Genomic DNA, 21,783 nt, shown 5'->3' on the forward strand with positions numbered 1-21,783 from the left:
AAAAAACCAGCTAGTACAGCTGGTTTTTTCTATTTATAATGGATTGGACCTTTTATTTATCCTTGGTAAAAGGGATTTTTTGACCATCACTAATTATCATTTCTAGAGCAGTTTTATCTTCATTAAATTGAAATTTAACTCCAGCTCTTTTTGATTCAAACAAGTCTTTCGCTGCTACTTCAAGATTGAATTTAGGATAACCTGAAATCTCAGCGCTTAACACACTATTTTTTTCGGTAAACGTAATTTTCATCGGTGCTTTGGCTGTGCTAAACACGCCTAAATAACCATCTAAAATAACATCTTTCTCCAGCGTACTCTTAGCTGCTGACCATACATTATTAGCTTCGTTGCTATCTGGGAAAGCACGATCTGGGTCTAATGTAATACTTTCTATTTCTTCAGTAGAATTATGTTTGAAAGTCCAAGACTTATTTTTTTGCCAAACTTCAACAGGTAATTTCACTCTTTCGACACCACCACTTTTTAATTTAATATCTAAAACTACTGGCATAGGCATTTTTTCGAAATTCTCAATTGTAATAACTACACCTTGCTTAGGATCATTTTTTACATATTTGATTGAATTAATTCCTTGGTCAAAACGCCAGTTGTATTCAAACCAACCTCTCCAAAACCAACTCAAATCTTCACCAGCCACATTCTCCATAGTTCTAAAGAAATCATCTGGAGTTGGGTGTTTAAAAGCCCAACGTTCAACATAGGTACGGAACGCATAATCAAATCGCTCTGCTCCTAATACTTGTTCCCGTAAAATAATCAATCCTGCACTTGGTTTAGAGTAGCACAAAAGTCCAATATTAGCTTCCTTCATATTATCAGGAGAGCTCATTATCGTTTCTAGTTTAGGATTCGTATACACTTCGGCCATTCGATGCAAATCAGCTGGACCTTGCTTGTACTCACCATTATTAAAGTCATTCGAACTTAATGAGTTGATAAAAGTATTGAAACCTTCGTCCATCCATGCAAATAAACGCTCATTAGATCCTACAATCATAGGAAACCAGTTGTGACCAAATTCGTGATCAGTAACTCCCCATAAATCCTCTCCTTTAGATTCCCAACTACAAAAAACAATTCCAGGATATTCCATTCCGCCTTCATTACCTGCTACGTTAGTTGCAACTGGATACGAGTATTCAAACCATCTTTTAGAATAATTTTCGATAGAATATTTCGTATATTCTGATGATCTACCCCAAGCATCATTACCATCACTTTCCACAGGATAGGCTGACAACGCCAATGATTTTTTTCCGCTTGGCAAATTAATTTTTGCACCATCTAGAATAAAGGCAGCCGAAGAAGCCCAAGACAAATCTCTTGCATTCTTCAACTTATAATGCCAAGTTTTTGTAGCTGTAGCAGTTGTTTTTGCGAGAGCAGCTACTTCGTCAGCAGTACGAATAAGAACTGTTTTATCACTTAGTTTAGCTTGTGCTAATCTTGTTTGTTCTGTTGCTGAATATACCGCTGTTGGATTAACTAATTCTCCTGAACATACCACGATATGATTTGCAGGCGCTGTAATATTAACATCAAAATCTCCGTACTCTAAATAAAATTCTGAAGCTCCTAAGTAAGGATTCGTATTCCATCCACGTACATCATCATACACACACATGCGCGGGTACCACTGTGCAATTGTAAAAATCTTTCCGTTTTTCGTATCTAAAACTCCTGTTCTATCTGAACCTTCTTTTGGAGAAATATAAGAGAAATCTATTTTAATTTTTACAGATCCACCTTTAGCTTTCAAAACCTCAGGTAAAAAAACCTGCATTCTTGTATCAGTAATGACGTATTTAGCGTCAGTTTCGGAAACTTTCCCTTTGTAAGTTGATACAATTTTTACCGATTTGATTTTGTGACCTCCGTCAAAAACTTCTCCTCTAGCACCATTACGGCTTCCTGTCATTGGTACAACGGCGTTACCACGGGAATCGTCTTTGAATAAATTTTGGTCAAGATTCATCCAAACAAAATTCATTTGATCTGGACTGTTGTTCGTATAGGTAATAACATCAGTACCTACAATCTCATTCTTTGCCTCGTTTAATTTGGCTGTAAGAACATAATCAGCTCTGTTTTGCCAATATTCAGCTCCAGGCTGTCCACTTGCAGATCGTGTTGATGTTCCATTTTTAGTGTAGAAAAAAGGAGCAAAAGCGTCATGGTAATTGTAATTAGAAACGGGAGCAACTGCTGTGTTAGCCGGTGTTTGTTGCGCCCAAAGGGAAGTTACTCCCAATAATAAAGCCATTTGATAAATAGCCTTGAAGCGAAATTTTTTCATAAGTAGAAATGTTTATATGGCAAATTAACAAAAATTAAGTAGCACCACATTACAATTTTTACGCAAGTACTACTACCTATAAGTTGCTCTAACTGCAGGAAAGTTACAACGGAGAGCATTTGTTTTAAAAAATTAAAAAATAGCTTTACATTTGATTCCGAACAAGACCTAAAAACGATTCCTTTGATAACAACAATAACTAATGGTTCAATGAGTGCTTCTATAAAACATCTAGGAGCTGAACTTTTTTCTTTAAAAAACATAGAGACCAATTTTGAGTATATGTGGGAGGGCGATCCTGCTTTTTGGGGAAAGCATGCTCCCATTCTTTTTCCCATTGTAGGAACCCTAAAAAATGACAGTTATCAGTATAAGGGAAAAACTTATAGCTTACCTAGACATGGATTTGCTAGAGATACTGTTTTTGAAGTTACCAATAAGACCGAAAATAGCGTTACATTTTCATTAAAAGATACAGCGGCATCTATGGTTGTTTATCCTTTTAAGTTCGAATTACAAATAAAATATACGTTAGAATTAACCGGAATAAATACTAGCTATAGCGTTTTAAATATTGGGGAATCAGAATTGCCCTTTAGCATTGGTGCGCATCCCGCAATTGCTTTAGCGGGAAATTTCGAAGACTATGCAATCGAATTTGAAACCGAGGAAACACTAACCTATCATTTACTTGAAGATAATTTACTAGTGGATACAACCGCAATTTTAGAAGCAACTACTAAAATCGTTCCGTTAGATTATGACTTATTTAAAAATGATGCGCTCATATTTAAACAATTACAATCTAAAGCAATTACAATTCTAAAAAACAATTTGCCTTTTGTAAAGGTCGTATTTCCTACTTTTCCACATTTGGGTCTTTGGACAAAGGTTAACGCTCCTTTTCTTTGCATTGAACCCTGGTTTGGTTATTCTGATACAAAAAACAGTACCGGAAATCTTTTTGAGAAAGAAGGTATTCAGGTTTTAAAACCAAATACACAGTTTCAAACAGCCTTTTCAATAGAAATACTATAAATCAAATTAAAATGGTCCATTTAAATTTCAATCCCTTCCCTATCCTCAGTACGGAACGATTAGTACTGCGCAGAGTAACAGAAGCTGATGTTCAGGAGATGTTTGTTCTTCGTTCGGATATCGAAATAATGAAATACATTCCAAGACCGCTAGTAACCAATTTTGAAGAAGCAATCGAACATATTCAAAGCATTGATGCAAAAATCGAATCTTCAGAAGGAATAAATTGGGGAATTACACTAAAAGGCAACGATACTTTGATAGGTGTTGCCGGTTTTTATAGAATTAGCCCTGAAAATCACCGAGCTGAAATTGGTTATATTTTACACCCATCGCAAAGTGGTAAAGGAATAATTTCAGAGGTAGTTAAACATCTAATTGAGTTTGGTTTTTCTACAATGAACTTACATTCCATTGAAGCAGTTATAGCACCTGAAAACAAGGCATCGGCCAAGGTCTTGGAGAAAAATGGCTTTGTACAAGAAGGACTTTTTAAAGAAAACCAATACTTTGAAGGTCGGTTTTTAGATGCAGCGGTATATGGCCTATTAAACAAAGGACATTAAATACTTTTAGGTACAAGCTTAAATAGCATCTTTCAAAGCGAATAAAACAGTGCTGTTTTAGTTTTGAAATTTAGAAATGGAACTAATATACAACTCCTCTACTTTTTTTCTAGCCCAATCGGTTTTGCGCAAAAAAGTAAGACTTGATTTCACACTAGGATTATCATTAAAACATTTAATATTGATTAATTCACCCAAGGTGTCAAAACCATAATGAGCTTCTAATCGTTCTAAAATAAATTTAAGGGTAAGTCCATGTAACGGATCTTTTGAAACTTGATTTTCCATTTGGCAAATTTAAATCAATTTTACAAAAAATAGTGTTCATTTATTGATTTGTTCCTACATTTGCATTCTATGCTTAAAACAATCAACATATTAAATAAAAGAGCTCGATTCGATTATGAAATCATCGAGAAATTTACTGCTGGAATCGTTTTAGCCGGTACAGAAATCAAATCTATCCGACTAGGAAAAGCAAATATTACGGAAAGCTTTTGTGAATTTAGTAATAATGAGTTATTTGCCATCAATACTTATATTGAGGAGTATACTTTTGGGAATCAATTCAATCACAAAGCACGAAGTGAACGTAAACTACTTTTGAACAAACGCGAATTAAAAAGCTTAGCTCGAAGCGTGCAAGCTAAAGGTTTGACAATTGTGCCCTTAAAATTGTTTACGAATGAAAAAGGTATGGCTAAATTAGAAATTGGTCTTTGCCGAGGTAAAAAAACCTACGATAAACGAGAATCTTTGAAGGAACAAGATACCAAGCGCGATTTAGACCGCATCAAAAAGGTATTCAACAATTAAATAGTAAAAGTACTTTGCAATCGAAGTACTTTTTTTTTCAGATTAATTATTGACTAAAATTGTCAAGACATCCTTTAACTATATCATGAAAACATTACTTAAAAATGCTCGTGAACTGAAGCAGTTAAAAACGAGAGAACTTGCACAATTACTTGGTATTGACCAAGCACTCATTAGTAAGTTTGAAAGCGGAACTCGTAAACCTACAAAAGAGCAAGTAATCAAACTAGCGGCAATTCTAGAAATTGACTACGAAACCATCATGATTACTTGGCTAAAAGAAAAAATAATTTATGAAATTGGTGATGAAAACTTAGCCCTTCAAGCATTAGCAGAAGCGCAAGAAGAAATAAAAAGTCTAAGAAATAATTCTTCAAATTCGGTTTCAAAAGAATTACAACAGCTTTTAGACGAGGTAGATTTATTAAAATCAAAGCGGGAAAGATTCCGCCAATTTGAATCTGATACTGTGCTGAAGGCACTTGAATTAGAATTTATTTTTGAGAGTAATCGGCTTGACGGTAATACGCTTTCTCTAGCAGAAACTGAACTAGTGATTAACCAAGGAATCACTATTGCGGGTAAAACCATGAAAGAGCATTTAGAAGTAATAAATCATGTTGAAGCCATTTCATATGTAAAAAGTTTAACGGAAAAAAATACTCCTTTTTCTGAAAAAGAATTACTCACCATTCATCACTTCTTAGCAAGAGGAATTCAACTAGATGATGCGGGGAAATACCGCAAAACCGCTTTGATTGATCTAAAATCTACACAACCTGACCAACTAGCAAAGGATATGGACGATTTTTTTAATTGGTACGAAAATCATAAAAATACCGTTCACCCTTTAATTTTAGCTGCAGAAGCACATTTAAAAGTACAACTCATTCAACCATTTACCACTAATAATGGTAAAACAAGCCGACTGGTGCAAAATGTAATACTGCTACAACAAGGCTATGTTATCGTCAATAACAAAGGGGATCATGACAACAAATTGAGGTATGAAAACACAGTGAATAAAGGCGATAAGGAAGCATTTCTTTTACTCATCGCACAAACTGCTAAAGACAGTTTAGAACGCTACATAGGCAAAATTGCCCAATAAAAAACCATTCTGATTAGGAATAGTTTATAAATTAGTTTTTATCTTCTAAAAGTGGAACAAATCGAAATTCGCCCAACTCATGTTTTTCAAATTGTGTTTCATTTATACGAATTAACAACGTCATAATTTGAACATCCTCGCCTAACGGAATAACGAGCCTTCCTCCTATTTTTAATTGTGCCATTAATGGTTGCGGAATCATAGGTGCTCCAGCCGTCACGATAATACTATCAAACGGAGCATAAGTAGGCAATCCTTTGTAACCATCTCCAAAAGTCAGATGTTTGGGTCTAATACCCAATTTAGGCAGTAAAACAGAGGTTTGTTTAAACAATTCATTTTGCCTTTCTACACTATACACCTTAGCTCCCATTAGGCACAAAACAGCCGTTTGATAACCGGATCCCGTACCTATTTCTAGAACTTTATGATCTTTCTTTATCTGTAACAGTTCTGATTGGAAAGCAACAGTGTAAGGTTGAGAAATCGTTTGCCCGGCCGCTATTGGAAATGCTTTATCTTGGTAAGCGTAATCTTCAAAGCTAGAATTTAAAAATAGATGCCTTGGTATCTTTTTTATCGCTTCTAGGACATTTATATCTGTAATTCCTTTCTGCTGCAAAACACTTACTAATTGATTTCTAAGGCCTTGATGTTTTGCTGTATCTTTCAAAATTATTATTTTATTTTTTTGTAAAATTAGAAGTTAAAATGGCAAAAAACAAGTTGCAAAATTCAAATGAAGTTATTAATAGATTAAAATGGATTTTAGGTTTCTAAAAAACAGAAATTTAATTTTAATTGCTATTTTTGTGGAAAGAACATTATTATGCTAAAAATTGGAGTATTAGGTGCTGGTCACTTAGGAAAAATACATTTGCGTTTATTACAACAATCTGAGAAATATGAATTAGTTGGATTTTACGATCCCAATCAAGAAAATGCTGATAAAATAGCTAAGGAATTTGGATACAAACACTTTAGCACAATCGCTTCTCTTTTGACTGCTGTAGATGTTATAGACATTGTTACTCCCACTCTTTCCCATTATAAATGTGCCAAAGTTGCCATTAAATCAGGTAAACATGTTTTTATCGAAAAACCTATTTCAAATACTCTTGAAGAAGCCGAAGAAATAATTGCTTTAGCGAATGAATACAAGGTAAAGGGTCAAGTGGGTCATGTCGAACGCTTCAACCCTGCTTTTATCGCCTCAAAAGATATGATCGAACATCCTATGTTTATTGAGACGCATCGATTGGCTGAATTTAATCCTCGTGGTACTGATGTACCTGTAGTTTTAGATTTAATGATCCATGATATTGATGTGATTTTAAGTGTAGTGAAATCTAAAGTAAAAAATGTAAGCGCCAGTGGTGTCTCTGTTATTAGCGACACACCGGATATTGCAAATGCCCGAATTGAATTCGAAAATGGTTGTGTGGCCAACCTTACTGCTAGCCGAATTTCGATGAAAAACATGCGTAAAACACGCTTTTTTCAAAAGGATGCCTACATCTCAGTTGACTTTTTGGAAAAGAAATGTGAGGTTGTAAAAATGAAAGACGCTCCTGAAGTTCCAGGTGATTTTGATATGATTTTACAAAATGCGGAAGGTGTTAAAAAACAAATCTATTTTTCAAATCCTGAAGTAGAGCAAAACAACGCTATTCTCGACGAATTGGAGACATTTGCTGATGCTATTACAAACGATTCGACCCCAATTGTAACCTTAGAACAAGCAACAGAAGCATTAAAAGTTGCTTATCAAATTATTGATTGCTTCAAAAAATAAAATACAAATTCGAATTTAAAAGTTAAACGAGAAGACTTTAAAATTAAATATACCTTAAATGAAAATAATAGCTGTAATTGGTGCAGGAACTATGGGTAACGGAATCGCTCATACCTTTGCGCAAAGCGGATTTACCGTTAAATTAATAGATGTTTCAGAGAAATCTTTGGATAAAGGAATGGCCACTATTGCTGCCAATTTAGACCGAATGGTTTCTAAAGGAACCATCACCGAAGAGGACAAAGCAAAAACAATAACCAATATAATCACCTACACAGATATTAAAGATGGTGTTGTTGGTGCTGATTTAGTAGTTGAAGCTGCGACTGAGAACGTAGAGCTTAAACTAAACATTTTCAAACAATTAAATGATGCCTGTTCTCATGATACTATTTTAGCAACAAACACTTCTTCCATTTCAATTACGCAAATTGGAGCGGTAGTGTCACATCCAGAACGTGTTATTGGAATGCACTTTATGAATCCAGTGCCTATCATGAAATTAGTTGAAATCATTCGCGGGTACAATACTAGCGATGCGGTAACAGCTACGATCATGACACTATCTGAAAAGTTAGGTAAAACACCTGTCGAAGTAAACGACTATCCTGGTTTTGTGGCTAATCGTATTTTAATGCCAATGATTAATGAAGCTATCGAAACCTTATACAACAAAGTTGCTGGTGTATATGAAATTGATACCGTGATGAAATTAGGAATGGGACATCCAATGGGACCACTTCAACTAGCTGATTTTATTGGTTTAGATGTATGTTTGGCTATATTAAATGTTATGTACGACGGATTCAAAAATCCTAAATATGCTCCTTGCCCACTACTAGTAAATATGGTTCGTGCTGGAAAATTAGGAGTAAAATCAGGAGAAGGTTTTTATGACTATAGCGAAAGTAAAAAAGCAGAGAAAATTTCGAAACAATTTATCTAGTTTAAATAATTTAAAAGCAGCAAGAGCATCGCGATGTTTCTTGCTGCTTTTCTGTTTTTAAACCAAAAGTGATATGGCAAAAATAATTCCATTTAGAGCAGTTCGCCCCACTAGAGACAAAGTTTGTTTGGTAACCTGCCGATCCTATGAAGAGTACGTAACAGCGGAGTTAGCTGCTCAATTAGATTTTAATCCGTTATCGTTTTTACATGTCATAAAACCGGCCTACAACAATGTAGAATCGGTTACCTTTGAAAAAAGATACCGTCAAGTACATCAAAAGTACCACGATTTTAAAATTGAGAATATCCTTGTAAAGGATGAAAATCCATCCATTTACATTCATAAAATTGTAACCAAAACACAATCATATACAGGCATAATCGTTGGTACATCCATAGCCGATTATAAAAACAACAAAATCAAAAAGCATGAAGAAACGCTCGCTTTTAGAGTTCGACTGCTAAAAGAATACATGCACCACTCTGAATTTAACACAGAGCCTGTATTGATGACCTATCCTGACAATGAGGAAATCGAAAATTGGATTTTTAGCCAAACACAAAAATTAGCTGATTTTGAGTTTTCGACGACCAAGAAAGAAATCAATTATCTCTGGAAAATTGATGATACTGAAGAGATTGAATGGATTCAAAATACGTTTGCTAAAATTGATTCTCTTTACATCGCTGATGGTCACCACCGTTCAGAGGCTGCCCGATTATTATCCGAAGAAAATCCACAAGATGAGAACAAAGCCCATCTACTAAGCTACTTGATTGCCGAAAATAATATTAAAATTTACGAATTTAATAGACTTGTAAAGGACCTAAATGGATTAAGTAAAGAGGAATTTATTCGCAAGTTGAATGAAAAATTCATTGTCGAGAGCAAGGACCAACAACCCTATCAGCCTGTCACGAATCATGAATTTGGTATGTATTTGGACAATGAGTTTTACCAGCTTGAACTTCGCAAAAGGGTAAAAAATTCGGCTAATGCTTTAGAAAACCTCGATACCCAAATTCTGTTTGACACTATCCTACTTCCTATTTTAAACATTGAAGATTTACGAAATGATGAACGAATCGAATACGTATCAGGTAAACAATCGATTTTAGAATTAAAAAAACAAATAGACGAAGGCGAATTTCAAGTTGGATTTATCCTCTATCCTTCAAATATCAACGAAATAAAGGCATTAGCAGATACTAATTTAATTATGCCTCCAAAAAGTACGTATATTGAACCTAAGTTTAGAAGCGGAATAGTTATTTACGAACTATAAGGCAAAAATATTTAAAACAGCACCAAATGGCAATAGCAAACAATATAAAAACAATCAAAGCGACACTTCCTGAAAACGTAACACTAGTAGCGGTTTCAAAAACCAAACCGGTATCGGATTTAATGCAAGCTTATGAAACGGGCCAACGCATTTTTGGCGAGAATAAAATTCAGGAAATGGCTGATAAATGGGAGCAAATGCCCAAAGACATTCAGTGGCACATGATTGGTCATGTACAAACTAACAAAGTGAAATACATGGCACCGTTTGTAGCGCTTATTCACGGCGTAGATAGTTTAAAGCTTTTGCAAGAAATTAATAAGCAGGCTGCAAAAAACAACCGCGTTATTGATTGCTTACTTCAAATACACATCGCCGAAGAGGAAACAAAATTTGGCTTAGACCAAGAAGAATTAGCTGCTATCTTTAACTCTGTCGAACTACAAGAAATGCAAAATATAAAAATTGTAGGCTTAATGGGAATGGCAACTTTCACAGATGATAAGGACCAAATTAAAAAAGAATTTATGCTTTTAAAAAGTATATTTGACAAAGCAGCCGAGCAAAAAGTACCTAATTGCGAGATGAACATCATCTCTATGGGTATGTCAGGCGACTATCCTTTAGCAATTGAGTGTGGCAGCACTATGGTTCGAGTTGGTAGCAGTATCTTTGGTGGCCGAAACTAGTTTTTAATAGAAGTCCCCAATAGTAAACCCCATTTTAAATAAAATAATTTGTACGCAATACTAGATATAGAAACCACAGGTGGTCAGTTCAACGAAGAAGGAATAACTGAAATCGCCATTTATAAATTTGATGGACACGAAATTGTCGATCAATTTATAAGTCTGGTCAATCCTGAAATCCCTATTCAACCCTTTGTTGTTAAGCTAACAGGTATCAACAATGCCATGCTAGTCTCTGCTCCTAAGTTTTTTGAAGTAGCCAAACGTATTATAGAAATCACCACTGATTGTATCATCGTAGCACACAATGCATCTTTTGATTACCGAATCCTTCGAACAGAATTTAGACGTTTAGGCTATAATTTTGAGGCTAAAACCTTGTGTACAGTTGAACTGGCAAAAAAATTAATACCGGACCAACCTTCTTATAGTCTGGGTAAACTTGTTCGTGCTTTAGGAATCCCAATGGCCGATAGGCATCGCGCCAGCGGAGATGCCGTTGCGACGGTGAAACTGTTTAAAATGCTACTTGAAAAAGATCTCGAAAAAACGATTATCACAGATTATATCAAAACCGAAATAGAAAAAGGAATCTCACCTAAATTAACGGAAATCATAGCTGGCTTGCCCTCGCGAACCGGAGTTTATTACATTCACAACGAAAAAGGAAACCTAATCTACATTGGCAAAAGCCGAAACATAAAAAAAAGACTCAACCAGCATTTTACGGGAACCAACGCCAAATCTAAAAAAATTCAAGCCCAAGTTTTTCGCGTAACCTACGAGGAAACGGGTAGCGAACTGATAGCCTTACTTAAAGAAAGCGAAGAAATCAAGGTCAATAAACCCATATTAAACAGAGCACAACGAAAAAGTATTTTTCAATGGGCATTGTATGCTGAATTAGATAAAAACGGTTACATCAATCTTAAATTACAAAAAGCGGATGGTCGCAAAAAAGAAATAACCTCATTTTCAACCTTGCAAGAAGGTAAAAATGCCCTATTTAGAATCACCGCTGAATACAAGTTATGTCAAAAGTTTACTGGCTTATATCAAACTACTAAAGAATGTTTTCAGTACACCATAAAAGAGTGTGATGGTGCTTGTATTGGAGCAATTTCTGCACTTGAATACAACCTGAGAGTCAACGAATTCATTACTAAAAATAGTTTTGAAAACCAGAATATGATTATCCTTGATAAAGGACGCACGATCAATGAGCGCAGCGCTGTTTTGATCGAAAACGGAATCTATAAAGGCTATACTTTTTATGATTTGAACTATCAAGTACATAAAATAGACATTTTAAAAACGATCATCATTCCAATGCAAAACAACCGCGACACGCGAAATATAATTCAAAATCACCTTCGAAGAAATAAAATGCATAAGATTATCAAGTTTTAATCTAAATCTAATTTAACTTTTATGAATGGTGTAAAAATGAATTACAGTACTTTCAGGCGCAAAACGCATGTTATCATTTATGGCACCAGCACTAAGGCGGGACGCTTATTTGATCTCATTTTACTTGCATTAATAGTAGTGAGCGTACTCCTCGTAATGATGGAGACTGTAAAAGGATTTGACGACAAGTACCACGATAATTTGGTTTTTATTGAATGGGTAATTACTGGATTGTTTACTGTTGAATACCTGTTTAGAATTATAAGTATTAAAAAACCTTGGAGTTACATTTTTAGTTTTTATGGTATAATTGATCTACTTGCCATTTTACCAATGTATTTATCAATCTTTTTTACGGGTACAAGCATTTTTTCCGTCGTTCGTGCACTTCGATTATTGCGACTGTTTAAAATTTTAAATAATCCGCAATTTACGAGTCAATCGCTTCAATTAAGTAAAGCAATAAAAGCCAGCAGGGGAAAAATAGTAGTTTTTATCTACTTTGTATTAATTAGCACCATAATTATTGGTTCCATAATGTACCTAGTCGAAGGAGAGCAAAGCGGTTTCACAAGTATTCCGGCAAGCATCTACTGGACCATTGTAACACTTACCACCGTTGGCTATGGCGACATTTCACCAGTAACCCCTTTAGGACAATTTATCGCTTCATTTGTAATGATTTTGGGTTACGGCATCATTGCAGTTCCCACCGGAATCGTAACTGCTGAAATTGCCAAAAGCATACCTAAAAACGACAAAAATTCAAACAGTATTACATGCATTTCCTGCGGAGCTATGGATCAACCTGAAAAAGCCAATTTTTGCTCTAATTGTGGAACGTCTTTCACTAAAAATAAAAACTAGAAGCCATTCCAGCTATCCACTACAACTCCTCCTATTGCAAATTGTACTTCTAGCGCATAAAAGGAGCTTCTGAGGTCGCTCTTTTACACTAAGAAATACTAACTTGCAATCGTCCGGGGTTTCCGTTTTTATCTGGGCTACAATCACTATGAAATACCTAATCACTATTATCGGACCTACAGCTATCGGGAAAACTTCTCTTAGTATTCTATTGGCTAACCATTACCAATGCGAAATTGTATCTTGTGACAGCCGTCAATTTTTTAAAGAAATGACAATAGGAACAGCTGTTCCTACTCAAGCGGAGTTAGATGCAGCAAAACATCATTTTATCCAAAATAAGTCGATAGATGAGCATTACACCGTAGGCGATTATGAAAAAGAAGCTGTCGCAACAATTGAAAAATTATTTCAAACCAATGACTACGTAATCCTAGTAGGCGGATCAGGCTTATACGTCAATGCAGTCTTAAAAGGTTTCGATACATTTCCTGAAATACCTGCTGCAATTAGGGAAACGGTAACAGCACAATATGAAAAACTAGGCATCAACTATTTGCAACAACAATTGCAAAATCTTGATCCCGTTTATTTCAAAAAGATAACCCTTGAAAATCCGCAAACGCTAATGAATCCGCAGCGCATGATGCGATTTGTCGAAGTTTGCATCGGATCAGGACAACCCTACTCTAGTTTTCTAAATAAAAAGACTAATGAGCGCAATTTTACGCCAATTCTTATTGGTTTAGAAGCTGATAGAAAACTGATGTACGAGCGTATCAACCAACGGGTAGACCTCATGATGAACGAAGGTTTGCTGCAAGAAGCAAAAAAATTGTATCCGCAACGTGAACTAAATGCACTACAAACGGTAGGTTATAGAGAACTCTTCAGTTACTTTGATCGAGAGATAACTTTAGAATTCGCAATTGAAGAAATCAAGAAAAACACCCGTCGCTTCGCCAAACGCCAACTTACTTGGTTCAAGCGGGATGAAAATACGAAATGGTTCGATTTTCAAACGCCAATTCCTACCATCATTGCTTACATCACGACCAAAACACAATAAAATAATTAACTTGACAGTTAGTATCACTCTAATACTTTAAAAATAATTCAATGCCAATAAGTCCAAATTTTAGCTCTATTTTCAGTAAGGATTGGGAAATAAATTTTACCCAATGTCTGCCTAGTGGCTATCTTAAATACACTGATTTATGCAATATTTTACAATTAACTGCTGCAGCACATTCTGATGTGGGTGGTATTAGTTTTTCGGATATGCAGGAATTCGACCAAGCTTGGGTATTGAGTAGAATGCGTGTCGAAGTGCAAGCCCTACCAAAATGGCGTGATATCGTAACCGTTAAAACTTGGATCAACACACTCGAAAATTCTAGATCTGTAAGGGCATTAGAAATGTATCTAAACGGTAAAAAAATAATTGGTTGCGAAACGTTTTGGGCTGTTTTTAATACCCAAAAAAGACGTCCTGAAGCACTTGGACTTCCTTACGACCATTTTGAACTCTATCCTGAATTAAGAGCAACTAACGAAGGTTTCTCTAAGATAAACTGTAGTCCTGAAAAAGAATTATTATTTGAACGTCAAGTCAATCTTTCTGATTTAGATATTGTAAATCATGTAAATAATGTCAAATATTTAGAATGGTGCCTTGATCTAGTAGATTCAAATCTTTTGCTGGAGCAAAAAATAAAAAGTTTCGAAATGAATTTCTTAAAAGAACTATCCATTCAAGACCGAGTTATAATTCACGAAAATGAGTCTGCTGACTCTACCATTTTTAGTATCACTAAAGAGGATAAAACCTGTTTCGCTTTACAACTAAACTGGTAAGGAATACCCAGATAAAAAAAAACAGCTTTAGAATTTTCTAAAGCTGTTTTTTTATGTTTAATTAGGATCTATTTTTTACGACAAGTCTAAAACCTTCACCGTGAATATTAAGAATTTCCACATCTTCATCTAGTTTAAGATACTTTCTTAATTTAGCGATGTAAACATCCATACTTCTTGATGTAAAGTAATTATCATCTCTCCAGATTTTAGTTAACGCCAATTCTCTCGGCATTAAATCGTTTTCATGAAGAATTAGCATTTTCAACAATTCATTCTCTTTAGGAGATAGTTTGATTGGTTCTTCACCATTAAAACTCAAGAATCTTAATTTAGAGTTCAAATGAAATTTACCTATGTTGAATTCAAATTGAATTTGTTCTGCTTTAATATCTGCAGATTTTCTTTGAATAATCGCTTTGATTTTCATTAATAAAACTTCAGAATCAAAAGGCTTGTTTAAATAATCATCAGCACCAGCTTTGTATCCTTTTAAAACATCCTCTTTCATTGATTTAGCCGTTAAAAAGATAATAGGCACTTCGCTATTTTTCTCTCTAATTTCTTTAGCTAAAGTATATCCATCTTTGTAAGGCATCATTACGTCAAGAATACACAAATCATAAGTGTCTTTCTTAAATTTCTCAAAACCTTCCATTCCATTCTTAGCTAAAACTACTTCAAAGTCGTTTAGCATTAAATAATCTTTTAGAACTGCTCCAAAATTAAGGTCATCCTCAACTAAAAGAATTTTTTTATTTATATTTTCCATATACTAATTTATTAGTGGCATTTTTATTATGAAGGTACTTCCTTTCCCTTTTTCGCTTTCTACATAAACTTGACCATTGTGGTCTTCTACAATTCTTTTCACATACGCTAAACCTAAACCATGTCCTTTTACATTGTGTAAATCTCCTGTATGTTCTCTATAAAATTTCTCAAAAACTCTCTTTTGAGCAATCTTACTCATTCCTAATCCTTTGTCTTTAACTTTGATAAGGATCATGTCTTTAATATTTTCAGTGTAAATATCAATCTCTGGTAAATCAGGAGAGTACTTAATCGCGTTTTCTAAAATATTAACCAACACATTTGTAAAATGAACTTCATTAATTAAAACCGTTTTTCGCAAAGCATCAAAATTGGTAGTAATTTTTCCTTGTCTGTCTTCTAAAATTAAGTTCACGTGCTCAATAGCATCTTCAATAACCTCTTCGACATTACTAGATTCTTTTTCGATATCTAGCTCTTTCTTTTCCAGCTTAGAAATTCGCAACACATTTTCAACTTGGGCATGCATTCGCTTGTTTTCGTCACGAATCATTTGCAAATATTTAAAGACCTTATCTTTATCTTCAATGATTTTCGGGTTTTTAATGGCGTCTAATGCTAAATTAATAGTAGCAATTGGCGTTTTGAACTCGTGCGTCATATTATTGATGAAATCGGTTTTAATTTCAGAAATTTGTCGTTGACGAATTAGCTGATTTAAAGCGCTAGAATAGGTAATAATAATAATTAACGTAAAAACAATTGACAAAACAGTTATACTTACCAACTGTGATAGTAAAAACTTCTTCTTCTGCGGAAAGGTAACTAGCAACTTATATTTCTCGTTTCCTTCATTATCTGTAAAAACAGGAATAGCATACGTCGCTTCTTTATCGTACTTAAATTCGTTTGACTTTATTTTGGTTGCGATTCCGTTGTTATAAATAGCAAATTCAAATTTCGTTTTTACACCGTGCTCTTCTAACTCTTTTTTAATTAGTTTTTGCAACGTCTGATTAGATACTCGCTCTTGCAAAGGCATTGCCGAAGCAATATCTTTGAAAAAAATCTCAAATTGTGCATTGTCTAGAATGTCTAAGTTCCCCGATTTTTCAATTTTCACATCAGGAATAACTGTCTGTTGTAATGACGATTTATCAATACCATTATTGTTATAGACTTCTGTTGTACGCTTAGCACTAAAATTTTTAAATCTTTCACTACTAAATTTTCTATCAAAGAGCGTAGGTGATATATTATAATCTTCGGCGGCAATCCCTGACGAGTACACAATAGTCTTATTGGTTCTCGGGTTTTTCTGAACATAATAAAATTCCATCAAATCTTCTTTCTTCGGAATCTTACCGGTACTATCCTTAATATGATTGTACCTGTCGTAAAAACTATACGCCTCTTGTTTTTGTAATTTTTCAGCTACGTTATCAATCACCGAGGTAACGTGAAACTTGAACTGTTCATCGTTATTTTTGAATGAAGAATTGAACCAATAAACTTGTACAAGTATAATCCCTATGAGCGATAAGCTCATCAACACAATCAGTAATCTAAAAAAAAGTTTGTTCATCGCCTCAAAATTAACATTTTAACAGTATGGATGATAATCTATTAACCAAACATTAACATCTACTATTCCTTTTGTTTAATCTTCAAAATTTTAAGAATATCACTTACTTTATCCTTTGCTGCTTTTAAATCCGTATTTTCGATTTCAAAATCACTATTAACAATACGTTCGGAATCAGTCCATTGCGCGTTTATTCGTCTTTCAATTTCTGCTCTATTCGTTTCGTCTCGCTTCAAAACCCTTGCTATTCTTGACTCGAGCGGAGCTGTAACTGTAATAATACAATCAAAATCTTTGTAATGACCACTCTCAAATAAAATTGCTGATTCATAAATAAGCAACTCTTCATTTTGATGTTCATTCACCCAATTTTTAAAATGAGTTCGAACAACAGGGTGAACAATTTCATTTAGTTTCTTTAGTTTTTCTGGATTGTTAAATACGATAGCAGCTAGCTTAGGTCTATCTATTCGACCGTTAGTAAAAACCTCCTGACCAAAAACAGATTTTACCTTTTCCTGCACTGTTTCACTTTCCATCAATTGCTTCGCTTCGTGGTCAGCAATATAAATCGAAATCCCTTTTTCTGCAAAGAACTTAGCGATGGTTGTTTTACCACTACCAATACCTCCTGTTAATCCTATCAGCTTTGCCATTTATATCTTAAAAAATAATTCAGGAAACGCTTCTTCAGGCTTTTGTTTGAAGACAATCACTTTCAAATAAGACTCTATAAATCCGGTTCCGTAACCAAAAAACTGCTTCCAAACCGCAATAATTGACAGATACCCAATTTTTATACTTTTATTTTGAAATGCCGACACTAAAAACAAGACCAAAAAATATATAAAATACATTTTCAATAAATAGTCCATTGTAAACACTAATAGTAAGACAGCTAAGCCAAAACCCAAAATAAATAGAGAAGGAAAGAAAAATGTAAGTTTGTTATGCTGCGGATACCAACTATTCAGTATCGGTCTTGCTTTACCAAATTTATTAACTTGGACTGCAAACTTGTCCCAATCAATTCTCCTCTTATGATATACATACGCAGAAGGAATGAGTTTAGTTTCAAAACCTAAATTCCATAGTCGGATAGAAAGATCAGGATCTTCACCAGGATGGATATTTCCAAACCCTTTTGAAGCTTCAAAAGCGGCACGAGAAATCCCCATATTAAAACTCCTCGGCTGAAACTTATCTATTTTTTCGGAACCACCACGAATACCGCCGGTGGTAAGGAAAGAAGTCATCGCAAAATTAATGGCTTTTTGAATATCTGAAAAGCTTTCTAGTGCCTTATCGGGACCACCAAAACAGTCCACGTACTGACTATGTAAGGATTGCTCTACTTCGACTAAATAATTAGGTGGTATTATACAATCCGAATCGAAAATTATAAAATAATCTCCCTTAGCATGTTTCATTCCGAAGTTTCTAGAATCTCCAGGACCCGAATTTGTTTTATAAAAATAGGAAATTGTTAGTTTTGATTCATATTGTGCTACGACGGTATCACATTTTAAACTAGAGCCGTCTTCGACGATCACCACTTCAAAATTTTTAGAATAGTTGGATTTTGAAAGACTTTCTAATAACTCAGCTAGCTCCTCAGGACGGTTGTAAACAGGAATGATTAACGAAAAAAACATGGCTATCAAAAAGGTGTTAATTAAACAAAAGTAATTACGTAAAACTTAATATTAAGAATAAAAGACAAAGCACCCTGATTATGAAATGCTATACAACATTTTAAAATCAGCGTGCTTTTATAAATACGTACCGCATTAAACGATGCTTTGTACCTGTACCATTTCGTTTGCTTCTGCTTTGTAATCTACTCCGTCAAAACCAAATCCAAATAAGTTATGAAAATCAGTGCGGTATCCTTCTAAATCAGAAATATCCGTAATGTTTTCTGTAGTAGCTTCTAACCATAATTTAGCCACTTTTTCTTGTACATCCGCTCTCATTTCCCAGTCATCAATACGAATTCTACCTTTGTCGTCTACTGGAACTGCAGCTCCTGTATACAACCTTTGTTGGTATAAACGTTGAATTTGCTCAATGCAGCCTTCATGAATACCTTCTTCCTTCATTATTTTATACAAAAGTGAGATATACAATGGAATTACAGGAATTGCAGAACTTGCTTGTGTAACCAAAGCTTTATTTACCGACACATAAGCCTTTCCTCCAATAGAAGACAAACTATCTGTAATGGTAAAAGCAGTAGCTTCTAGATGGTCTTTTGCTCTACCAATTGTTCCTTTTCTATAAACTGCTTCTGTTAATGATGGCCCAATATAAGAATAAGCAACCGTTGTTGCTCCTGGAGCTAATAAGTTTTCTGCTTTTAAAGCATCGATCCACATTTCCCAATCTTCGCCACCCATTACTTTAACGGTGTTCTCAATATCATCACCACTACAAGGCTCAATCGAAATCTCTGATACCTTTCCGCTATGGAAATCAACTGTTTTATTTGTAAACGTATCACCAATAGGTTTCAAAACCGAACGGTGTAAAACTCCTGTTTTAGGATCCAAACGTACTGGAGATGCCAAACTGTATATAATTAAATCTACTTGACCTAAATCAGCCTTGATAAGATCTAAAGTTTGCTTTTTAACTTCGTCAGAAAAGGCATCACCATTAACACTCTTAGCATACAAACCTGCTTTATGTGCTTCTTTTTCAAAAGCTGCTGAATTGTACCATCCTGGAGAAGCTGTTCTTCCTTCAGTTGGTGGTTTTTCGAAAAAAACACCAATGGTAGCTGCATCAGATCCGAAAGCACTTGATATTCTTGAAGCTAAACCAAAACCTGTAGAAGCTCCGATAACAAGAACTTTTTTACCACCTGCAATAGCTCCTTTTGATTGTACGTATTTAATTTGATTTTTTACATTTTGCTCGCATCCATCAGGGTGTGATGTCAAACAAATAAATCCTCTCATTCTTGGTTCTATGATCATTTCTATACTATTTATTCAATTATTTTATTTTTGGCTTGTCCACTTGTATGCCTTATGCATTGTATTCACAAATATAACCCAAAATTCTAGTTCAGCAAGGCTTTGGCGTGATTTAGAGCAGAATCAGAAATGACTGTTCCAGACAGCATCTGTGCAATTTCTACAATCCTTTCTTCTGCTGATAATATTTTTAACTCTGATTGCGTGTCGTCACCCACGGTAGATTTGGAAACTTTAAAATGAACATTCCCCTTTGCAGCAATTTGTGGCAAATGGGTAATGGCAAAAATTTGCATGGTACTACTCATCTCTTTCATTATTTCTCCCATTTTAATTGCAATTTCTCCAGACACTCCCGTATCTATTTCATCAAATATCAAAGTAGGCAACTTAGAATACTTAGCCAAAATTGCTTTGACAGCAAGCATAATACGTGACATTTCACCGCCAGAGGCTACTTTTTTCAACAAACCAAAATCGGTTCCTTTATTGGCTGAAAACAAAAATTGAAGCTCGTCTTTACCATTATTAAAATAGGTAGCAGTCGAGCGAACTTGAATATCAAAACGAACATTGGGCATTCCTAAAGTATCTAAAATAGCAATCAGCTGATTGGTTAATAAAGGTACTGCAATTGCTCTATGATCATGTATTGTTTGAGCCAATGCATCTAAAGCAGTCATTTTTTCTTGGATAGCAACTGTCAATAATTCTATATCCTCCGCGATAGTACCTAATTCTGAAACCGAATTAGATAAACGAAGCTGTACTTCCAGTAACTCTTCTACAGTTGCTACTTGATGCTTTTTTTGTAAGGTATAAATCAATTGCAACTTTTGATTAGCTAAAGCCAATCGCTCGGGATCATTCACGAGCTTTTCAGCAGAGCGATTGAATTCTTGCGAAATATCATCTAGCTCAATAGTTACGCTAACGAGACGTTCCAACAGGTTTTGATAATCCGTTGAAAAAGGAGCAATTTTTTGGATGGTCGTTTTGATCTCTTTTAAGTTTTGCACCACTCCTACTTGCTCATCATTAGTGATTGCAAGCGCTTTATCAATGGCCTCTTTGATAATTTCAACATTATTCAATTGCTCAAACTCGCTTTCAAGCTCTTCCTGTTCGCCTGCCTTGAGCTTTGCATCGTTTAATTCAGTAAGTAAAAAGGTATTGTATTCTTGCTCTTTAGCACCTTCGGATTGCTTCTTGATTAAAATATTGAGTTTGTTTTTATCTGCTTTATAGGATTGCAATAACGTTTGATATGCTGCTATATCACTATGATTACTTACAATAGCATCTAAAATATCAAACTGAACACTTTCATCTGACAATTCTCTAGTTTGCTGCTGCGAATGAATATCTAATAAAAAAGTCCCTAAATCTTGTAACTCTTGAAGGTTGACTGGGCTATCATTAATAAAAGCACGAGATTTACCTGAAGGCAAAATTTCTCTTCTAATAATTGTATCTTCTTCGTAATCTAAATCATTAGTTTCAAAAAATGGCGCTAAGTTGTATTTAGAAATATCAAAATGGGCTTCGATAATACATTTTTCCTCTTTGTTTTTCAAAGAAGATAAATCAGCTCTTTTTCCTAAAACCAGACCTAGTGCTCCAAGAATTATCGATTTACCGGCACCAGTTTCTCCTGTAATAATAGAAAATCCTTGGGAGAAATCGATAGCTAATTTCTCAATCAAGGCATAGTTTTTAATTGATAGTGCAGTTATCATT

At 34.7% G+C, this 21,783-nt stretch carries 21 protein-coding genes; 12 read left to right on the forward strand and 9 right to left on the reverse strand.

Annotated features, from left to right (window positions below):
• Nucleotides 1-52 precede the first annotated feature (52 nt).
• Nucleotides 53-2,320, reverse strand: a complete 2,268-nt coding sequence (locus tag ACZ2G0_RS12975; RefSeq protein WP_470307950.1) for a M1 family metallopeptidase — start codon at nt 2,318-2,320, stop codon at nt 53-55.
• Between the two features lie 183 nt (nt 2,321-2,503).
• Here ACZ2G0_RS12975 and ACZ2G0_RS12980 point away from each other — a divergent pair, with 183 nt between their 5' ends.
• Together ACZ2G0_RS12980 and ACZ2G0_RS12985 are read left to right on the forward strand one after the other, a co-directional pair.
• Nucleotides 2,504-3,358, forward strand: coding sequence for an aldose 1-epimerase family protein (locus ACZ2G0_RS12980; RefSeq protein ID WP_470307951.1), 855 nt, complete (start codon nt 2,504-2,506; stop codon nt 3,356-3,358).
• 11 nt (nt 3,359-3,369) lie between these two features.
• Nucleotides 3,370-3,924 (forward strand): GNAT family N-acetyltransferase, encoded by a 555-nt coding sequence (locus ACZ2G0_RS12985; RefSeq protein WP_470307952.1) that lies wholly within the window; start codon nt 3,370-3,372, stop codon nt 3,922-3,924.
• A 57-nt stretch (nt 3,925-3,981) separates the two neighbouring features.
• On the opposite strand, the gene ACZ2G0_RS12990 is transcribed toward ACZ2G0_RS12985, so the two are convergent.
• Nucleotides 3,982-4,212 (reverse strand): VF530 family protein, encoded by a 231-nt coding sequence (locus ACZ2G0_RS12990; RefSeq protein ID WP_300287729.1) that lies wholly within the window; start codon nt 4,210-4,212, stop codon nt 3,982-3,984.
• A gap of 69 nt (nt 4,213-4,281) precedes the next feature.
• Here ACZ2G0_RS12990 and smpB point away from each other — a divergent pair, with 69 nt between their 5' ends.
• Together smpB and ACZ2G0_RS13000 are read left to right on the forward strand one after the other, a co-directional pair.
• Entirely contained in the window at nt 4,282-4,740 is a 459-nt protein-coding gene (smpB, locus tag ACZ2G0_RS12995; RefSeq protein WP_300287730.1) for an SsrA-binding protein SmpB, read from the forward strand.
• An 85-nt stretch (nt 4,741-4,825) separates the two neighbouring features.
• On the forward strand, nt 4,826-5,851 hold the full coding sequence (locus tag ACZ2G0_RS13000) for a Fic family protein (protein WP_470307953.1): 1,026 nt from the start codon (nt 4,826-4,828) through the stop codon (nt 5,849-5,851).
• A gap of 31 nt (nt 5,852-5,882) precedes the next feature.
• On the opposite strand, the gene ACZ2G0_RS13005 is transcribed toward ACZ2G0_RS13000, so the two are convergent.
• Nucleotides 5,883-6,524, reverse strand: a complete 642-nt coding sequence (locus tag ACZ2G0_RS13005) for a protein-L-isoaspartate(D-aspartate) O-methyltransferase (protein WP_300287733.1) — start codon at nt 6,522-6,524, stop codon at nt 5,883-5,885.
• A 156-nt stretch (nt 6,525-6,680) separates the two neighbouring features.
• Here ACZ2G0_RS13005 and ACZ2G0_RS13010 point away from each other — a divergent pair, with 156 nt between their 5' ends.
• The 8 genes from ACZ2G0_RS13010 (at nt 6,681) to ACZ2G0_RS13045 (ending at nt 14,703) form a co-directional block, all read left to right on the forward strand.
• The gene (locus ACZ2G0_RS13010) at nt 6,681-7,646 is read left to right on the forward strand and encodes a Gfo/Idh/MocA family protein (protein ID WP_470307954.1); all 966 of its coding nucleotides are present in this window, start codon (nt 6,681-6,683) and stop codon (nt 7,644-7,646) included.
• A 58-nt stretch (nt 7,647-7,704) separates the two neighbouring features.
• Nucleotides 7,705-8,592, forward strand: coding sequence for a 3-hydroxyacyl-CoA dehydrogenase family protein (locus tag ACZ2G0_RS13015; protein WP_470307955.1), 888 nt, complete (start codon nt 7,705-7,707; stop codon nt 8,590-8,592).
• 73 nt (nt 8,593-8,665) lie between these two features.
• Nucleotides 8,666-9,880, forward strand: a complete 1,215-nt coding sequence (locus ACZ2G0_RS13020) for a DUF1015 domain-containing protein (RefSeq protein ID WP_470307956.1) — start codon at nt 8,666-8,668, stop codon at nt 9,878-9,880.
• A 26-nt stretch (nt 9,881-9,906) separates the two neighbouring features.
• A complete protein-coding gene (locus ACZ2G0_RS13025; RefSeq protein ID WP_470307957.1) occupies nt 9,907-10,569 on the forward strand; it encodes a YggS family pyridoxal phosphate-dependent enzyme in 663 nt (220 codons plus the stop codon).
• Nucleotides 10,570-10,617: 48 nt separating this feature from the next.
• Nucleotides 10,618-11,979, forward strand: coding sequence for an exonuclease domain-containing protein (locus ACZ2G0_RS13030; RefSeq protein ID WP_470307958.1), 1,362 nt, complete (start codon nt 10,618-10,620; stop codon nt 11,977-11,979).
• Between the two features lie 21 nt (nt 11,980-12,000).
• On the forward strand, nt 12,001-12,846 hold the full coding sequence (locus ACZ2G0_RS13035; RefSeq protein ID WP_470307959.1) for an ion transporter: 846 nt from the start codon (nt 12,001-12,003) through the stop codon (nt 12,844-12,846).
• A gap of 148 nt (nt 12,847-12,994) precedes the next feature.
• On the forward strand, nt 12,995-13,915 hold the full coding sequence (gene miaA, locus ACZ2G0_RS13040; protein ID WP_470307960.1) for a tRNA (adenosine(37)-N6)-dimethylallyltransferase MiaA: 921 nt from the start codon (nt 12,995-12,997) through the stop codon (nt 13,913-13,915).
• A 50-nt stretch (nt 13,916-13,965) separates the two neighbouring features.
• Nucleotides 13,966-14,703: an acyl-[acyl-carrier-protein] thioesterase gene (locus ACZ2G0_RS13045; RefSeq protein ID WP_470307961.1), complete on the forward strand. Its 738-nt coding sequence runs from the start codon at nt 13,966-13,968 to the stop codon at nt 14,701-14,703.
• A 61-nt stretch (nt 14,704-14,764) separates the two neighbouring features.
• Here ACZ2G0_RS13045 and ACZ2G0_RS13050 read toward each other — a convergent pair whose 3' ends face one another.
• The 6 genes from ACZ2G0_RS13050 to recN all read right to left on the reverse strand — a co-directional run bounded on the left by ACZ2G0_RS13050 (nt 14,765) and on the right by recN (nt 21,782).
• Complete coding sequence (locus ACZ2G0_RS13050) at nt 14,765-15,475, reverse strand: response regulator transcription factor (RefSeq protein ID WP_470307962.1); 711 nt, start codon at nt 15,473-15,475, stop codon at nt 14,765-14,767.
• A gap of 3 nt (nt 15,476-15,478) precedes the next feature.
• Nucleotides 15,479-17,062: a sensor histidine kinase gene (locus tag ACZ2G0_RS13055; protein ID WP_470307963.1), complete on the reverse strand. Its 1,584-nt coding sequence runs from the start codon at nt 17,060-17,062 to the stop codon at nt 15,479-15,481.
• Between the two features lie 62 nt (nt 17,063-17,124).
• Entirely contained in the window at nt 17,125-17,718 is a 594-nt protein-coding gene (gene coaE, locus ACZ2G0_RS13060; RefSeq protein ID WP_470307964.1) for a dephospho-CoA kinase, read from the reverse strand.
• Nucleotides 17,719-18,717, reverse strand: coding sequence for a glycosyltransferase family 2 protein (locus ACZ2G0_RS13065; protein ID WP_470307965.1), 999 nt, complete (start codon nt 18,715-18,717; stop codon nt 17,719-17,721).
• Between the two features lie 135 nt (nt 18,718-18,852).
• A complete protein-coding gene (gene fabV, locus ACZ2G0_RS13070) occupies nt 18,853-20,043 on the reverse strand; it encodes an enoyl-ACP reductase FabV (RefSeq protein ID WP_470307966.1) in 1,191 nt (396 codons plus the stop codon).
• Nucleotides 20,044-20,129: 86 nt separating this feature from the next.
• Nucleotides 20,130-21,782: a DNA repair protein RecN gene (recN, locus tag ACZ2G0_RS13075; protein ID WP_470307967.1), complete on the reverse strand. Its 1,653-nt coding sequence runs from the start codon at nt 21,780-21,782 to the stop codon at nt 20,130-20,132.
• Nucleotide 21,783 lies beyond the last annotated feature (1 nt).

The organism is Flavobacterium sp. KKT103 (genome assembly GCF_055640565.1).

Coding starts and splice junctions, on each gene's coding strand:
- ACZ2G0_RS13035 (WP_470307959.1), top strand. CDS start 12,001: ATGAATGGTGTAAAAATGAATTACAGTACTTTCAGGCGCAAAACGCAT.
- ACZ2G0_RS12985 (WP_470307952.1), top strand. CDS start 3,370: ATGGTCCATTTAAATTTCAATCCCTTCCCTATCCTCAGTACGGAACGA.
- ACZ2G0_RS13000 (WP_470307953.1), top strand. CDS start 4,826: ATGAAAACATTACTTAAAAATGCTCGTGAACTGAAGCAGTTAAAAACG.
- coaE (WP_470307964.1), bottom strand. CDS start 17,718: ATGGCAAAGCTGATAGGATTAACAGGAGGTATTGGTAGTGGTAAAACA.
- ACZ2G0_RS13015 (WP_470307955.1), top strand. CDS start 7,705: ATGAAAATAATAGCTGTAATTGGTGCAGGAACTATGGGTAACGGAATC.
- ACZ2G0_RS13055 (WP_470307963.1), bottom strand. CDS start 17,062: ATGAACAAACTTTTTTTTAGATTACTGATTGTGTTGATGAGCTTATCG.
- ACZ2G0_RS13065 (WP_470307965.1), bottom strand. CDS start 18,717: ATGTTTTTTTCGTTAATCATTCCTGTTTACAACCGTCCTGAGGAGCTA.
- ACZ2G0_RS13025 (WP_470307957.1), top strand. CDS start 9,907: ATGGCAATAGCAAACAATATAAAAACAATCAAAGCGACACTTCCTGAA.
- ACZ2G0_RS13020 (WP_470307956.1), top strand. CDS start 8,666: ATGGCAAAAATAATTCCATTTAGAGCAGTTCGCCCCACTAGAGACAAA.
- ACZ2G0_RS12975 (WP_470307950.1), bottom strand. CDS start 2,320: ATGAAAAAATTTCGCTTCAAGGCTATTTATCAAATGGCTTTATTATTG.
- fabV (WP_470307966.1), bottom strand. CDS start 20,043: ATGATCATAGAACCAAGAATGAGAGGATTTATTTGTTTGACATCACAC.
- ACZ2G0_RS13050 (WP_470307962.1), bottom strand. CDS start 15,475: ATGGAAAATATAAATAAAAAAATTCTTTTAGTTGAGGATGACCTTAAT.
- ACZ2G0_RS12990 (WP_300287729.1), bottom strand. CDS start 4,212: ATGGAAAATCAAGTTTCAAAAGATCCGTTACATGGACTTACCCTTAAA.
- ACZ2G0_RS13045 (WP_470307961.1), top strand. CDS start 13,966: ATGCCAATAAGTCCAAATTTTAGCTCTATTTTCAGTAAGGATTGGGAA.
- recN (WP_470307967.1), bottom strand. CDS start 21,782: ATGATAACTGCACTATCAATTAAAAACTATGCCTTGATTGAGAAATTA.
- ACZ2G0_RS13010 (WP_470307954.1), top strand. CDS start 6,681: ATGCTAAAAATTGGAGTATTAGGTGCTGGTCACTTAGGAAAAATACAT.
- smpB (WP_300287730.1), top strand. CDS start 4,282: ATGCTTAAAACAATCAACATATTAAATAAAAGAGCTCGATTCGATTAT.
- miaA (WP_470307960.1), top strand. CDS start 12,995: ATGAAATACCTAATCACTATTATCGGACCTACAGCTATCGGGAAAACT.